Source organism: Nocardia tenerifensis NBRC 101015 (assembly GCF_000308715.1).
Classification (GTDB): Bacteria; Actinomycetota; Actinomycetes; order Mycobacteriales; family Mycobacteriaceae; genus Nocardia; species Nocardia tenerifensis.
The window spans coordinates 1-15,137 of record NZ_BAGH01000566.1 but is presented as its reverse complement, the minus strand read 5'-3'; the positions used below and the strand labels follow the sequence as shown (position 1 = coordinate 15,137).

The window sequence follows — 15,137 nt, the reverse complement described above, 5'->3', positions numbered from 1 at the left end:
AGCACCGGCAGGGTGAACTTGCTGCTGGTCCACCAGGAATTGGTGTGGAACATCGCCGACCCGTCGCCGATGACGTTCACGACGTAGCGGTTCTGCTTCCGCAGCGCCAGCGAGATACCGATCGAGGCGGGCAGCGAGAAGCCCAATGAGCCGCCGGAGGTGCAGAAATAGGCGTCCGGCGAGTCGTAGCTCAGCGACTTCTGGATGACGCTGCCGATCGAGAAGGCCTCGTTCAGCACGGTGATCGGCTTGTCCAGCGTCTTCTGCACCTCGGCGAGGGCGATGGCGACCTCGTGCGCGGCGATCGGCACCACGCTGTCGACGCGGCGCGACTTGTCGGCATCGATACTGCGCAGCCGATCCGCTTCGCCGTCGAAGGCTTTGTCGCGCTGCGCGCCCAGTTTCAAGATGTGGTTGTTCCTGGCGTCGGCCGCGGCCTTGTCGAAGCCCTTGTGGTTGGCGATGCCCGAAGTGATCAGCGGCAGCGTCTTCTTGATGTCGCCGAGGACGCCGACCTCGGAGTAGTAGTTCTTGCCGATCTGCCACGGGTTGTTGTGCAGCGCGACCTGAACCATCTCCGGCGGGATGATCGGCCCGTTCTTCCAGTGGAAGATCGATATCTGCGCGTGGGAGTTCACGCCGATGAGGAAGAGGGTGTCGTATCCGTCGAGCTGCATGTGAATGCCCTCTTGGATCGGCAGCAGCTCGCCCTGCCAGTGCGGCAGGTTGTTCGGGTAATTCATCCGGCTGGCTTGGAACTCCGAATACACCGCGGCGCCGAGCAGATTCGCCAGTCGCGAGATTTCCGGCCAAGCGTCGGCTTCGCCGACACCGTCGCCGAGCAGCAGGACCGGTTTCTTCGCGTCCGCGAGCGCGTCGACCGCGGCCTCGATGCCCACGGGATCGCCGGTGACGGCGTGCGCGATGCGGGTCGCGCGGCCGTACTCCTGCCAGTTGGGCGTCTCGAGCAGGAAGTCCCAGGGAATGGAGATGAAGACGGGCCGGAACGGCGGGGTCTGGAGTTCCTTGAACGCCCGCTGCATCGCGATGGGAAGCTCGTCGGCGCAACGGATCTCGTGCGCCCACTTCGTGTACTGCCCCGCGGTGCGCACCAGATCCGAGCCGAGCAACGGCTCCTGGATCAACAGATCGCTGTGCTGCTGACCGCAGATGACGAGCACCGGGATGTTCGAGGTGTAGGCGTTGAAGAGGTTGCCGATGATATTGGCCGCGCCCGGCGTGACGTGCACCAGCGCGACGCCGGGCCGTCCCGAGGCACGGGCGTACCCCATGGCCGCGCCCATGGCGATGTTCTCGTGCAGGCAGGGGATGTAGTCGACCGCGTACTCCGGCATCGTCGTCGCGTCGATCAACGGGATCTCCTGCGTGCCGGGCACGCCGAAGACGTACTTGATGCCCGCCTCGTAGATGTAGTCGAAGACGACATCACGGCCGAGCGTGTTGTCTGAACTCATGCTGCTCCTAGTGTCCGGTCCAGTTCGGTGTTCGTTTTTCGGCGAAGGCGCGCGGGCCCTCCTCGGCGTCGGCGGAGCCGGCGCGGACGGTCTCCCACCGGTATTCGGCCGCGAAGGCCTCCGGTAGCGACCGCGAGAGCGACGCCGCCGCCGCCTCTTTGATCGCGCGAACCGACAGCGGCGCGCAGGCGAGAATGTCTGTGGCCCAATGGGACACGCACGCGTCGAGGTCGGCCTCGGCGACGACCTCGTTGATCAAACCCAGCTCGCAGGCGCGCGCGGCGGACATGGTGCGTCCGGTGAGCAGGTGCCCCATCGCGATGCGATAGGGCATCTGCCGGGGCAGGCGGAAGACGCCGCCCGCGCCCGGGATGAGGCCCAAAGTGGCTTCGGGAAGCCCGAATTGGGCCTCCTCGGTGGCGACGACGATGTCGCAGGCCAGCGCGAGCTCGAAGCCGCCGCCCAGCGCGTAGCCGGACACCTTCGCGATGATCGGTTTGGCGAAGGAGAACCGCTCGGTGATCCGCGGATAACCGGGCTTGCCCGCGCTGCCGAACGACGAACGCCCCGAGCCGTTCTCGATCCGTTCGGCCAACTCCGTCAGATCCTGACCGACCGAGAACGCCCGTCCCCCGGCTCCGCTCAGCACGACGAGCCAGATGTCGTCGTCGGCCTCGATGTCGTCCCACACCCGCGAAAGCTCCGCATGCATGGCGAGATTCATCGCATTGAGCACGTGCGGCCGATTCAGCCGCACGGTGGCGACGCGTCCCTGTTTGCGGTACTCGACCGTGTGCAACTCCATGGCGACGGGTCCGTCCGATGCCGGGTCGTCGCCGCGCACCGAAACTTGCTGCGAGGCAGCGGTCATCGGTGCACCCCTTGCGTGAATCGGCCGGTCTTGGTCAGCACGTCCGCGGCATACAACCGCTTCGCCTGCTGCAGCGCGAACTCCGACAGGTAGCGGCGGAAGACATCCTGCGGCTCTTCCGCGCCGACCAGCATGTGCTTGTTCGCCACCACCGCGGGCGACGCGAGACGGGCTGCGGCCTCGTCGATCTCGCGATCCATCGCGGCCGGCTCGACCACCGAGTCGAGCACGAGCCGCGCCTCCGGCTCGGTCGCCCACAGCTTTCGGCCCCACAGAATGACGTCCCGGGACAGCCGGTAGTTCGACGAGCGCCCCAGTCGCAGGTTCGCCACGCCCGGGATGATGCCCTCCTGTGCCGCAGGCAGACTCAGGTAGCTGTCGGTGGCGGCGATGACCCGGTCGAAGACCATGAGCAGCTGTGCCCCGCCGCCGATCGCGAAGGAGTCGACCGCCGCGATGAAGGGTTTGCACCTCGGGTCGCCGGTCCACTCGGTCTCCGGCTCGGTATGTCCGCGCAGGATTTTCGCGAGGTAGCCGGTCTCGCGGCCCAGCAGGAAATCGAGGAACGAGATCTTGCCCTGGTGCAGCTCCGCGAGGTTGATGCCCGCGCTGAAGACCCGCCTGTTGCGGTAGCGCGGATGGTCCATCTTGCCGCCGCGGACCACACCGACGGCGGACATGGGGTCCAGCAGCACCAGATCGACCGCGGTCTCCATATCGGCGACATGCTGGTTGTCCTCGGCATTGAGGCAGGCCGTGTTGTTGATCGTGATCGTCGCCGTGCCGCCGCGGCGCACCAGGTGCACCACCGGCAGCGTGATCGCGCCCGTCACTTGGAATTTGGGGAGAAGATCGAGGGCGCGGGCGGTCGGCGCGCGCATCGCGTCGAGCAGATGGTTGCCGGCCTCCGGGTCGGCGAACACGGCGTGCAGGAAGATTCCCTGATCGATCTCCCAACCCTCTTTGTCGGGCTGGGGCAGTTCCGCGTCGGCGGCCAGCTGCGCCGCGTTCGGCAGCAACCCGGGGTACAGCTCGGCGACGGCCGCGCAGAGTTCCGAGAGCCGCAGACCGCGCCGGAGGTCGTCGGTGGCCGAGCGGTAGACGGTGCCCAGGTGCCTGCGCAGGAAGTTCCGGCGCAGCCTGCGCAGGTCTCGGTGCGCCTCGGCGGCGCGCACGGCCGCGCCGTCGTCGCGGGCCCGCACCGGGCCGAGCACGTTCAGCAGCGCGGCGTGTCGCTTTGCGGCCGTGTGCAATTCGACCAGGTCGCGGTCGAGGTCGGCGGTGCCGGAGCTGAAGTCGGCGATGACGGTCATGACGCTGTTCGCTCTCGCCGTAGCGTGCGGTCGGACGCGGCCAAGTGCGCGCCGAGCGCATCCTCGAACCGGCTGGTCGCCGCGTCGTGCACGAGCCTGCGGCGAATCGCGATCTCGGATCCGACGGCGGACTCGAACATGGCCAGGCCGGTGGCGAGCGCATCGGCCTCGGCGCCGGGTTGGGCCACCGCGTCGACGAGGCCGCAGCCGTGCGCCAGTTCGGCCGTCAAAGCTCTTCCCTGCACGGCCAACTCGCGTGCCCGGCCGAGACCGGCCTGTGCCGCGAGCCGGTACACCGCCATCGCGGGCCACACGCCCGAGGCGGTCGACGCGAACGAGAAGGTCGTGCCCGCCCGCATGATGCGGTAGTCGGCGACCAGCAGCAGTTCGGCCGCGGGGCCGTAGGCGTCGCCGTCGACCAGGGCGACGATCGGCGCGGGCACCTGTTCGAGGCGGCGCAGTGCCCCCTCCCACTTGCTCACCTCGCCGACCGTGACCCGGCCGGGCCAGGCGAACCGATGGCCGACCGGGGCGCCGGTGATGCGCAGCACCACACAGGCTCCCGGCGTCGCGGAGGCGTCCTCGGCCGCCACCGCCACGGCCGCCACCGCCGAGCTGAGCCCGGGCGAAAGCCCGGTGATCGCCGAAATGTCGGTGACAATTGTCGCTAATTCGTCGTGCGTATTCGAAGTCACGGATTGCCTTTCATCGTGGCCGGTTTCGCGCGCGTCGCTCAAAAACGCAACAGCGCGGTTTCGATCTGCGATCCGGGACCCATCGTCATGAGGACGCCGTAATCTCCGCGCGCCACGCGCCCCTCGGCGAGCAGTCGCTGATACGAGAACAGAAAAGACCCACTGGACAAATTCCCGTAATCACGCATGACGCTCACGGTGTGCCGTAGATCGTGATTCGTCAGGCCGAGATTGATTTTCACGGCGTCGATCACCTTTTTACCGCCGGAGTGCACGATCCAGTGCGCGATGTCCCTGCGCCGCAGCCCGGCGTCGCCGAGCAGCTGGTCGATCACCCGCTCGACGTGGGCGCCGACCTCGTACGGCACCTCTTTGTCGAGGTAGAAGCTGAATTTGCCGGCCTCGTCGTCCCAGTCGTACCGCATGGCGTCCACCGCGTGGGTGATCATGTAGCTGTGCAGCCCCAGCACCTGCGGCCGGGGAACGGCGGGCCGGCCGGCCCGGACGGGAGGCGCGTCGGTGCTGATCGCCACCGCGGCCGCGCCGTCACCGAACAGGCTGTTGACCACCGCCGTGCGCATCGTTCCGTCGTATACATATGCGGCCGAGCACGATTCGGTGCAGACCAGGACGGCCAAGCGGCCCGGATTGGCGGTCGACCAGGCGGCCGCGGCGGTCAATCCGTTCAGCCCGGCGTTGCACCCCATACCGACCACGTCCAGCCGCGCGGTACGCGGTGACAGGCCGAGTTCGTTGATCAACAGCGCGCTGAAGCCGGGCGTGAGGAACCCCGTGGTCGTCACCGCCACGAGATAGTCGACGTCGGCCGGAGTCCGGCCGATCGACTCGAGACATTGCCGAATTGCCGACGCTCCGGTGGTCACGCCGTAGCGCCGGTGTTTGCCGAGCAGCTCACCCTGCGTCTCGGACGTCAGGTTCCCGTCGGCGCCGACCGGGGGCAGCGTGAGATAACGACTCTCGATGCCTCCGTTGAGGTAAAGGCCACGAATCTTCGGGTCGTCGATGTCGAGCAGGTCGAGCAGTTCGCGCTGACTGTATCGGGTCGGCGGATTTGCGGTCGCCACGCCGAGCAGTTTCGGTATCGCTTGGCGCGCAACGGTTTCAGAGTTCGTGCCGGACCACGGAGCGAGTTCGGCTTGCTCGATGGTGGTCATGACCGGCGTCCGTCGTATTGCTGTGGACACTGCGCGCGGAACCGATTACGGCCAGCCGCGGTGCATTCGGACGAAGAACGACGTCTTCGTAACATGTCTGCTCCCTCCCAAAAGCAAATCGGGCGGCACACACCTGATCGTGCGTCCAGAATGGCCGTTGTCGCCTGATACCCCCTAGGATCCTCGCGCCGCAATACTCGGTGCGCGGAAGACCCCCCAACAAATTTCAAGCTACGGCTCGACCGCTGATCGTGCGAGCCCCCAGTGCGGGGGGCAATACGTCGCGGAAGTGGATGTTCAGTCGGCAAGATCAACGATCTTGCCCGGTCAGGAATGCCGGAGAGGTGGACGCGGGCGGCGGTCCGTTATTAATATCATCAACAGATATCCACATTTGTCACTCGTGGACAATCCGTGGTTGGGGAACACTCAGGGGGTGGTGGCGGTCGTAGTAGAGCGTGTGCCCGCACCGAGCACGGCCCGGCTCGAACAGACCGGGGCCGCACCGGGGGCACTACGGCGTCTGTCTGCCCGTATGCCGCGCGACATCGTGGATGTCGCCGCGGCGGGCACGGTCGTGGCCGCGCTGGCACTCGCGCTGCTGGCCCTGCTGGTGACCGTGAGCAGCAGCGGCTCCGACCCGAGGGCCGATATCGGCGCGACCGCCGCGCTGCTGGCGTTGTGTCTGCCGATCTACCTGTGGCACTTGGCCTTTGCCGTCCGTGGCGCCGTGCCGCGCAACGCGTCGGGGACGTTGCTGACGCTCGCCGTGCTGGTGCTCGGCGCGACGCCGGTGCTCGGTGTCGCCTGGCTGAACACCGCGCACATCGTGGCGGTGGTCGCCGCGCTGACGCTGCGGCCGATGCTCGCGGTGCCGATCTCGGTGATGCTCACCGCGGCCACGGCGCCGACGGCGCTGCTGCTCGGCGCGTCCGGGCCGGACGCGCTCTGGCTGGCGGTGACGACCGGAATGCGCGTCATCGCGGTATACACGCTGGTGTGGATGGTCGTCGCCCTGCGCAGGCTGCTGCGGGCCGGGGCCGCGCTGGCCGAGCAGGCGGTCGCCCGGGAACGCCTGCGCATCGATCGCGAACTGGAACGGACGGTGCGTCGCGCGCTGGCCGAGATCACCTCCGCCGCGCGCCGCGCACAGGACTTCACCGCGCGCGACGATCGCGCGTCGGCGCGGGTCGAATTGGCGACCCTGGTCGACATCTCCCGGCGCGGGCTGGCCGAGGCACGGCAACTGATCCGCGGTTTCCAGCAGCCGGCCTTTCACCATGAGATAGCCTCGGCCGCAGCGCTTCTCGCCGCGGCGGGAATCGAGGCGCGGGTGCGACTGCCCGCCGCGGGACTACCGGAGAAGGTGGACGAATCGCTGCGCGTCGCCTTGCGCACCGAGCTGGCGCGGCTGCTCCGCGATGGCGCGGACGAGCCCGTGGTGCTCGCCGTCGCGCGGGTCGGCGGCGAGTGGGCGCTCGAATGCCATGGCGAGTCGCCTGTTTCGTGCGCGGGGAGCACCCGATGAGCGAGCGAATCGCGCGGCGCGGGCCCGGTGGCGTGTCGCGGCCGCTCAGCGGCCCCTGGCTGGCGACGGTCCGGCACGCCCGGCTCTTGCTGATCGGAACCACCTGCGCGACAGGTGCTTTGGCACCGTCGCGGGCACCGGCGCAGGGCTTCGATCGGTGGGACGTCGCGGTGCTGCTGTGGGTGACGGCGGCCGCGGTGGTCCTGGTGCACCTGCGCCACGTGTTCGGCACCCTCTCGAACGGACGACCGCGGTGGTGGCCGGCGACCTTCGCGCTGCTGACCGCGCTCGTCTACGTTCCGGCGATCTGGTTTCCCCAGGCCTGGGGCATCAGCCAGGTATTCTTCATCGGCTCGGCCGCGGTGCTCTTCTGCGGCCCGCTACGGGTGATCCTGGTGACCGTGCCGGTGATCGGCACCGCCGCGGGCATTCTGGTCGACGGCGTGGGGACAGATCGGCGACTGCTCGTCGCGAACGTCATCGAGACCGTCGTCGTGTTCACGGTGCTCGCCGCGTGCCTCGTCGGCGTCGCCGTGCTGGTGCGCGCCGTGGACCAGCTCGACCGCACGCGCAGCGACCTGGCCGAGCAGGCGGCCGGGCGCGAGCGGCTCCGCGTGTCCCGCGATCTGCATGATCTACTGGGCCAAAGCCTTTCGGCGGTGTCGCTGAAGGGTGACCTGGCCGCCGCGCTGCTGGCGAGCGATCCCCGGGCGGCGAGATCGGAGATCGAGGGCGTCGCCACGCTCGCCCGCGACACGCTGCAGGCCATGCGGCGAGTCACCCTCGGCGAACACACCGTTTCGCTGCGCGGCGAGGCCGAGGGGGCCACCGCGCTGCTGTGCGCCGCGGGCATCGACACCCATCACCACATCGACCTGCCGCGGCTCGCACCCGATATCGACGACGCGCTCGCCTGGGGCACCCGCGAAGGCGTCACCAATGTGCTCCGGCACAGTGCCGCGCGCACCTGCTCGATCGTCGCGGGGCGCGACGACGGCAGGGTGTTCCTGGAGATCGTCAACGACGGCGCGCAGCGGCGGCGGGGCGCGGGCAACGGGCTCTCCGGTCTCGCCGAGCGCGCCGCCGCGCTCTCCGGCACCCTGTCCGCCCAGCAGCACCGGGACGGCACCTTCCGGCTGCGCATCGAGATACCGGAGACAGCAGGATGATTCGCGTACTGGTCGCCGAAGACATGCACATGATCCGCGGTGCGCTCGTGGCGTTGCTCTCCCGCGAGGACGACATGGACGTGGTCGCCGAACTCGACCGCGGCGATCGCGTCGTCGACGAAATCGTGCGCACGCGACCGGATGTCGCGTTGCTCGACATCGATATGCCCGGTCTCGACGGCATCAGCGCCGCCGAACGCGTGCACGAGGAGGTGCCCGAGTGCCGGGTGCTCATCCTGACCGGGCTGAGTCAGCCGGGGTATCTGCTGCGCGCCCTGCAGGCGCACGTGCGCGGCTTCGTCGTCAAAGACGCACCGGCACAGACGCTTGCCGACAGCATTCGCAGAGTCGTCGCGGGCGAGCGGGTGATCGACGCCGACATGGTCGCCGCCGCGCTGGAGACCGGGGCGAGCCCGCTCACGCTGCGCGAGGGCGATGTGCTCCGGGCGGCCGAAACCGGTATCAGCACTGAGGAAATCGCGCGGACGCTCTTCTTGTCGGCGACGACCGTGCGCAACTATCTGTCCAACGCGATCACCAAAACCGGTGGGCGCAACCGCATCGACGCGATCAATATCGCCCGGCGGGCGGGCTGGCTGTAGTGAGCCGGCTGTAATGCGTACGGCGCAACCGAGTCCCGGGGCGGCGACGTTGTGTTGGCATGTCGCCGCCCGGGTTTCGGCCGTCAGGAACCGTTTGCCGCGGCGGTGATGGCGGCGGCGACCTCGTTCGGATGCGACACCGGCGAGGCGTGCGAGGACTTCACCTCGGTGGTCCGTGCGTGCATGCGGTCGGCCTGGAACCGCTGCGCCGCGGGCGGGAAGGTCTGGTCCTCGGTCGAGATCACGTACCAGCACGGAACTCCGGCCCACGACGGTGCGCCGCTCGGCTCGGCGTTCGCGGCGGCGGACGTCGGACGCTGGGCGGCCGCGAGTCTGGACGCGACATCGGCGCTGACGTCCTGCGCGAAGACCGCGCCGAACTGCTCCGGCGCCATCGTGACCTCCGCGCCCGTTTCGGTGGGCTGGATCCGCAGCGCCGTCTCGATCTTGCTGCCCGGGTAGCGCGCCGGATCGCTGAGCGCCTGCACCGACTCCCCCTGCTCCGGCGCGAAGGCCGCGACGAACACCTCGGCCTTGACATTCGCGCGGTGGATATTGCTGATCACCGCACCGCCGTAGGAGTGCCCGACGAGCACGACCGGCCCGGTGATGCCCTCGATCGCCTTGGTGACGGCGGCCGCGTCCGCAGCGGGACCGCGCAACGGATTGTCGGGCTGCACCACCTGATAACCCTGACCGCGCAGCTGAGTGGCGACCGCGTCCCAGCTCGAGCTGTTCGAGAACGAGCCGTGCACCAGCACGATCGCGGGCTTGGCAGCCGCGTTGGCCGCAGTTGTCGCCGGCGCGGACGGACTCGACTCGGTGTCGCTACCGCAACCGACCGTACCCAGCACAGCGGTCGCGACGACAGCCGCGCCGACGGTTCGGAGTCGGACAAGCATTCGCATGACATTCCAATCTCGTAGGCGAGCGCTACCCCGATTTCGCCGGGCCGACAAGCGATCTGCCCTTCGCCCCTTGCCGAATTCCCCCACGAGCGCCCATGGTCGATGACACTCCGAGCCTCGCAGCACCAGCGCAAGCCCAGTAGATACCGATGTGTGCACCGACCGATGGCGAATGTCACCGGCCGCTCTCTGCAAACCGCCGCACTCCCTCTCGGGAGCCGCACCCGCTCTAGGGCCCTAGAGTGGGTGCGGCTCCCGAGAGGGAGTGCGGGCGCATGGCCCGGATAGCCGAAACCCCGGTCTGGGACCGGGGTTTCGAGGGGGCTAGCGGTCGCGGCCGGCCGCGGGGGTGGAGGTTTTCCTGCTGGTGCGGGCGCGGCGCCGGGCGGCCTGGAGCTCGGCGAGTTCCTGTTCGAGGATCTCGGCGATGCGGAACTGGCCGGTGTCGTGGATTTCGGGGGTGGGGGGTTCGGACTTGGTATCGGTTGGGGTGGTGGGCTTTTCGTCGGCCGGGGTGCGCTTGATCGCGGCGGTGGCGGCGGACGCGGACGACACGGTGAGCTTGTCGGCCGTGGGGGTCGCGGGCTTGGCGGTCTTCGCCGGAGCCGGCTGCGGGGTGCTCTTGATGGTCGGCGTGACCGGCTTGGTCGCCGCCGTGGTCGGCTTGGCGGCCACCTTGTCCGCAACACCGTTCGTGGTAGCCGCCTTGGCCGCGGCACCGTTCACCGGGGTGACCGGCTTGGCGTCGGCCTCGGCGGCTTTCTCACCGTTGACGGCGGGCTTGCTCTTGGCCGCGGGCTCCTCGGTGGACTTGGCGGTGCCGGAACCGTTTTCGCTCTTCGCGTCGGACCGGGTCTCGGACTTGGCGTCGAGATCGGCGCCGAGGGTCGCGGCCGCCATGACCTTCGCCGACGGCGCGGGGGCGGCCGAACGGAAGGCGGAGCGGACCGGAGCGGGCGTCTCCGGCGCGACGGCGTCGTCCTCGTCGGTGATCACGACGGCGGGCGCGTCCTCGATCTCGGGGTCGACGATCGGCTCGCCCACGGGCGCCGCGTCCAGCTCGGCGAGCGGGTCCGGCTCGGGCTCGAGGGTCAGCTCGGCCATGGAGTTGGACGCCATCACCTCGGCCGCCGAGCGGCGCATCCGGTAGCTGGCGATAGTGGGCAGGGTACGGCGGATCTGCTCGGCCGGGTCGGGCAGATCCCGAACCTGGTCGGTGGCGCGGTGAATAGCCAGACCGTAGCGCGCGCTCGCGGCGTCGTGGATGAGCAGCGCGACGCCGATCATCACCGGCGCGACGGCGTGCACCGCGGCGTCGTACCAGTGCTCGGCGCGCAGGTACGGGTAGGTGTTGAGGGTGACGGTCAGCGAGAGCAGGGCGACCTCGGCGGCGACGACCTGCTTGCGGTTGTCGACGACACCCCACTCGGCCACCTTGTTGGTGCCGATCATGATGATGATCAGGCAGACGCTGATCATGCCCTCGAGCAGATAGCTGAACCAGTACAGCGGGTCACCCGGCCCGCCGGGCGCGATGTTGTGCTGCACATTGACTGCGGACCACAGCATGCCCGCGCCGACGACACCCGCCAGCGCACGCAGCGACCAGGCCCTATGCCGGTAGAGCGAGGCCAGTTTGGCATGCGGGCTCGACTCACGGCGCTGGGCGGCGATCGCCTTGCGCGCCACCAGGAGATCTCGCATGTCGGCCTTCTCGATCGCTTCGGTGGTCTGCCTGGCGCGGTCGGCCGCCGACGCGGCGGCTTGAGCCTCTTTCCAGCGCTGACCACGGTCTTGCCCGCGGATCTTCTCCGCGAGCTCGCGTTCGGCCAGCAGCTCTTCCTCGGAGAGCGCTTCGGTCAACGCGGGATCGAATTGGTATGCCAGCCGACCGCGGGCCTTCTCGACCCGCCGCGCCAGCTGTGTGACCTCGTCCTCGATGGGATGCTGGATGGTCATTTCGGCTCCAGGAGGAGATTCGATGGCAGACAAGTGATCACGCGTGGGAAGGCTACATCGCATTCGTCCTCGACGCACCGTTGCCAGCGAAAACCGTCGATTTGCCGGGTGGATGCGGCGTGCCGCGGCCGCGTTTCCGGATGATCATAGAACAGGAACGGCCAGAGTTCACAATGACCGTTTCGCCGGACTCGCCACGACGAAACTCGCTGCGGTCGTGGCGCTCCCACCGATGTTGAGCGTAGCGAACCGGCGGGCGTCCGGCACTTGGTACGCTCCCGCTTGCCCGGTGACCTGTTTGTAGGCATCGAGCACCATTCGTACACCAGTCGCACCAACGGGGTGACCACCGCCTATCAATCCGCCGCCGGGATTGACCGGTATCCGGCCGTCCCGCGCTATGTCGCCGCCCGCCACGGCTTTCCAGCTCTCGCCGGGCCCGGTGATGCCGAGGTGATCGATCGCCATGTACTCGGACATGGAGAAGCAGTCGTGCACCTCCACGCCGTCCACCGCGTCGATGTCGGGCAGCCCGGCCCGCCCGAGCGCGTCGAGCATCGACTGGCGCACATGGGGAAACACGTACGGCTCGGCGGCGGAGTCGCGGAGCTTCCGCGCCAGCGGCAGACCCGCCGTGCGGTGGCCCCAGCCGCTCACCACCGCGCGACCGCCGGGCCGTATGTCGCTGCGCCGCGCGAGGAATCGGTCCGAGGCGAGGATCACGGCGACCGCGCCGTCGGTCATCTGGCTGCAATCCTGACGGCGCAGCCGGCCCGCGACGGACGGGTTCGCCGCGTCGTCCGCGCCGAAGCTCGCCGGGGTGAAGGCCCAATTCCTGGTCTGGGCAAGCGGGTTGGTGCGCGCGTTGGCGATATTGAGTTCGCTGATCGCGCGCAGGTGGGTGTCGTCGAGTCCGTAGCGGCGGTCGTACTCGTCGGCGAGCTCGGCGAACATGCTGGGCCACACGAACTTCGTGTCCAGCGCCTCGTGGCCGACCCAGGCGGCCGCGCCGAGATAGCCGGCGGCCACGTCGCCCGGCACGGTCTTCTCCAGTTCGGCGCCGACCACCAGCGCGCAGTCGTAGCGTCCCGACTCGAGGTCCGCCATCGCGGCCAGCAGCGCCATACTGCCGGAGGCACAGGCGGCTTCGTGTCTGGACGCGGGCAGCCCGGACAGCTCGGGGACGACCGTGGCGGGCATGGCGCCGAGTTGCCCCTGTCCGGTGAACAGCTGGCCGAAGGCGTTGCCGACGTGGATCACGTCGATCTCGTCGGGCGCGACGTCCGTCGCGGCGAGCGCGCCGCCGACCACGGCGCCGACGAGCGCGTCGAAACCCTTGCCGTCGCGGTGCCAGTTGACGGCGAAATCGGTTTGGCTGCCGCCGAGTAGATGAATGGTGCTGGTCGGCATGGGAACTCCGGTCTGTCGATGGATGGGGCGCCGGTCAGGGGCGGTCGTCGAGCAACGTCGCGCGCAGCTCGCGCCGCAGCAGCTTGCCGACGGGGTTGCGCGGCAGGGATTCCACGATCTCCAGCCGTTCGGGCAGCTTGAACGACGCCACCTCGCGGGCGCGCAGATGCTCGACCAGGTCGTGCAGCGTCACGGTCGCGCCCGGCGCGGGAACAACGAAGGCACAGCACTTTTCGCCGAGCACGGGATCGGGGTAGCCGATCACCGCCACGTCGGCGACGCCGGGAGCGTCGGCGAGCAGACCCTCGATCTCGGCCGGGGCGATGTTCATGCCGCCGCGGATGATGATCTCCTTGATCCGATCGACGAAACGCAGATAGCGGCCGTCCGGCCCGCACAGCTCGAAGACGTCTCCGCTGCACAGGAATCCGTCCTCGTCGAACGGTTCGGCGGTCGCGGTGCCGGGTAGGTAGCCGCCGAACACGGCGGGGCCAGCGAGCCGAAGCTCGCCCGCCCCACCGACTTCGGTGACGGTCGCGCCGGTGACGACGTCGACCAGCTTGACCCGCGTACTCTCGGCGAGCCGTGTCGCCCAGCGCACGCCGGGTGCGCCGTAGCGCGGCAGGTAGCGTGCGCGGGTGTCGGGATCAGGGAAGTCGACCGGCGCGCCCATCAGGCAGACGCCCTCGTTCGAGCCGAAGAAGTTGAGCACCTCGATGCCGAGCCGCTCCTGCCAGCCGCGTACCACGCTGGGCGGCAAGGGCGCACCGCCGGAGCCGACCCGGCGCAGCGAGGACAGGTCGACCGAGGCGCGCAGCTGCTCGTTGTGCAGCAGCATGGTCAGGAGCGCGGGCGGCATGCTGGTGTGCGTCACGCGGTGCCGCGCGATCTGACCGAGGAACACCGGCAGGTCCAGCGGGTGGTGCTGCACGAGGTGGCCGCCGGTGAGCAGCCACGGCAGCAGCGACGCCGCGAAGCCGGCCATGTTGACCATGGGAAAAGGGTTGAGCAGCACGGACTCCGCGGTGAGATGCAGGCCGTCCTGCACGCCCCACGCCATGGCCAGCCAATCGCCGTGACATCGCGGGATGCCCTTGGGCGCGGCCTCGGTGCCGCTGGTCCAGCAAATGGTGACACGGTCGTTCACCGAGATCTTCAGTGCGCGAGCGTAATCGGACAGTCGCTCGCGGTCGGCGGCGTCGACCGGGTCATCTAACGCGATCGCCCCCTCCGGCACGCTGGCGCCGAACGCGAAGACGGTGCACTCCACCGTCAATGCCTCACTGGCGAGTTGGCGTCCCGACATGGCGTCCACGGTGATGATCGCCGTGGCCTCGGCGGCGTCGACGATGCCGGACAGCTCGTGGCGGCGGTACGACGCGGGCATGGGCGTCGCGACCGCGCCCAGCCGCCAGAGCGCGAAGTAGGTCGCGGTCAAGGCGACCGAGTTCGGCAGCAGGACCGCGACGGTGTCGCCCTGCCGAATACCGTTGCGGTACAGCAGCGCCGCAAGATCGATACTGTGCTCGTCCAATTCACGCCAAGACAGCGTCCGTGGCCGCGCGCCGGTCAAGTCGGCGAGATTGGCCGGGTCAGTGACGGCGGGCGCGTCCGGCGCCGCGTCGACCCGGTGCTGGAAGAGCTCGGGCAGCGTCTCCGGTTGCCACCAACCACGCTCGAGGTATTCGCGGACGGTGTCCGCGGGGTGGCAGGTACGGACGCGGGAGTCGGAATCGGCTGTGGGGGTGGGCGACTCGGCCATTGCGTTCCTTCACTCGAGACGGCGGAGCACCACCGCGGACCCGAGCCCGAGGGCTGCGGGGATGGTGACCAGCGCGTGTTCGCCGCCCGTGCGCGTGAGTGCGTCGAGCGCTTGGACGATGAGGTTCCCGCCGGTCGCGCCGAGCGGGTGCCCGACCGCGAGAGCGCCGCCGGACGGGTTGACGAGTTCCTCGTCGAGGTTCAGTTCCCTGGTGAGGAGAATCGGTGTGACGGCGAAGGATTCGTTGGCCTCCACCACGTGTAGGTCGGC

At 69.0% G+C, this 15,137-nt stretch carries 12 protein-coding genes and 1 pseudogene; 3 read left to right on the top strand and 10 right to left on the bottom strand.

Features of this window, described 5'->3' with window-relative positions; translation table 11 throughout:
- From ON39_RS37205 to dpgA, 5 genes are all read right to left on the bottom strand, one after another.
- Positions 1–1,475: thiamine pyrophosphate-binding protein (locus tag ON39_RS37205; RefSeq protein ID WP_040741175.1), on the bottom strand; the 1,475-nt coding region annotated here is incomplete at its 3' end.
- Positions 1,476–1,482: 7 nt separating this feature from the next.
- Complete coding sequence (gene dpgD / locus ON39_RS37200) at positions 1,483–2,346, bottom strand: enoyl-CoA-hydratase DpgD (protein WP_246003040.1); 864 nt, start codon at positions 2,344–2,346, stop codon at positions 1,483–1,485.
- Positions 2,343–3,659 (bottom strand): (3,5-dihydroxyphenyl)acetyl-CoA 1,2-dioxygenase DpgC, encoded by a 1,317-nt coding sequence (gene dpgC, locus ON39_RS37195; protein ID WP_051187587.1) that lies wholly within the window; start codon positions 3,657–3,659, stop codon positions 2,343–2,345. The genes dpgD and dpgC overlap by 4 nt, the downstream gene beginning before the upstream one ends.
- Positions 3,656–4,354, bottom strand: coding sequence for an enoyl-CoA-hydratase DpgB (gene dpgB / locus ON39_RS37190; RefSeq protein ID WP_040741179.1), 699 nt, complete (start codon positions 4,352–4,354; stop codon positions 3,656–3,658). The genes dpgC and dpgB overlap by 4 nt, the downstream gene beginning before the upstream one ends.
- A gap of 38 nt (positions 4,355–4,392) precedes the next feature.
- Positions 4,393–5,529, bottom strand: a complete 1,137-nt coding sequence (gene dpgA, locus ON39_RS37185; protein WP_040741173.1) for a 3,5-dihydroxyphenylacetyl-CoA synthase DpgA — start codon at positions 5,527–5,529, stop codon at positions 4,393–4,395.
- 418 nt (positions 5,530–5,947) lie between these two features.
- On the opposite strand from dpgA, the gene ON39_RS37180 reads away from it, so the two are divergent.
- From ON39_RS37180 to ON39_RS37170, 3 genes are read left to right on the top strand one after another with little or no spacing between them, the layout of a single operon-like run.
- Positions 5,948–7,057 (top strand): sensor histidine kinase, encoded by a 1,110-nt coding sequence (locus ON39_RS37180; RefSeq protein ID WP_146251234.1) that lies wholly within the window; start codon positions 5,948–5,950, stop codon positions 7,055–7,057.
- Positions 7,054–8,226, top strand: a complete 1,173-nt coding sequence (locus ON39_RS37175; protein WP_157195590.1) for a sensor histidine kinase — start codon at positions 7,054–7,056, stop codon at positions 8,224–8,226. Before ON39_RS37180 ends, ON39_RS37175 begins: the two co-directional genes overlap by 4 nt.
- On the top strand, positions 8,223–8,828 hold the full coding sequence (locus ON39_RS37170) for a response regulator transcription factor (protein ID WP_040741169.1): 606 nt from the start codon (positions 8,223–8,225) through the stop codon (positions 8,826–8,828). Before ON39_RS37175 ends, ON39_RS37170 begins: the two co-directional genes overlap by 4 nt.
- An 83-nt stretch (positions 8,829–8,911) precedes the next feature.
- Here ON39_RS37170 and ON39_RS37165 read toward each other — a convergent pair whose 3' ends face one another.
- The 5 genes and pseudogenes from ON39_RS37165 to ON39_RS37145 all read right to left on the bottom strand — a co-directional run.
- Complete coding sequence (locus ON39_RS37165) at positions 8,912–9,730, bottom strand: alpha/beta hydrolase (protein ID WP_246003039.1); 819 nt, start codon at positions 9,728–9,730, stop codon at positions 8,912–8,914.
- Positions 9,731–10,060: 330 nt separating this feature from the next.
- Complete coding sequence (locus tag ON39_RS51215; RefSeq protein ID WP_040741164.1) at positions 10,061–11,695, bottom strand: hypothetical protein; 1,635 nt, start codon at positions 11,693–11,695, stop codon at positions 10,061–10,063.
- A 168-nt stretch (positions 11,696–11,863) separates the two neighbouring features.
- On the bottom strand, positions 11,864–13,105 hold the full coding sequence (locus ON39_RS37155; RefSeq protein ID WP_040741161.1) for an acetyl-CoA acetyltransferase: 1,242 nt from the start codon (positions 13,103–13,105) through the stop codon (positions 11,864–11,866).
- Positions 13,106–13,139: 34 nt separating this feature from the next.
- Positions 13,140–14,867: a class I adenylate-forming enzyme family protein gene (locus tag ON39_RS37150; RefSeq protein ID WP_040741159.1), complete on the bottom strand. Its 1,728-nt coding sequence runs from the start codon at positions 14,865–14,867 to the stop codon at positions 13,140–13,142.
- A gap of 9 nt (positions 14,868–14,876) precedes the next feature.
- A pseudogene (locus ON39_RS37145) lies at positions 14,877–15,137 on the bottom strand (acetyl-CoA C-acyltransferase); the annotation flags it as partial.

Coding starts and splice junctions, on each gene's coding strand:
- dpgD (WP_246003040.1), bottom strand. CDS start 2,346: ATGACCGCTGCCTCGCAGCAAGTTTCGGTGCGCGGCGACGACCCGGCA.
- dpgC (WP_051187587.1), bottom strand. CDS start 3,659: ATGACCGTCATCGCCGACTTCAGCTCCGGCACCGCCGACCTCGACCGC.
- dpgA (WP_040741173.1), bottom strand. CDS start 5,529: ATGACCACCATCGAGCAAGCCGAACTCGCTCCGTGGTCCGGCACGAAC.
- ON39_RS37175 (WP_157195590.1), top strand. CDS start 7,054: ATGAGCGAGCGAATCGCGCGGCGCGGGCCCGGTGGCGTGTCGCGGCCG.
- ON39_RS37170 (WP_040741169.1), top strand. CDS start 8,223: ATGATTCGCGTACTGGTCGCCGAAGACATGCACATGATCCGCGGTGCG.
- ON39_RS37165 (WP_246003039.1), bottom strand. CDS start 9,730: ATGCTTGTCCGACTCCGAACCGTCGGCGCGGCTGTCGTCGCGACCGCT.
- ON39_RS51215 (WP_040741164.1), bottom strand. CDS start 11,695: ATGACCATCCAGCATCCCATCGAGGACGAGGTCACACAGCTGGCGCGG.
- ON39_RS37155 (WP_040741161.1), bottom strand. CDS start 13,105: ATGCCGACCAGCACCATTCATCTACTCGGCGGCAGCCAAACCGATTTC.
- ON39_RS37150 (WP_040741159.1), bottom strand. CDS start 14,867: ATGGCCGAGTCGCCCACCCCCACAGCCGATTCCGACTCCCGCGTCCGT.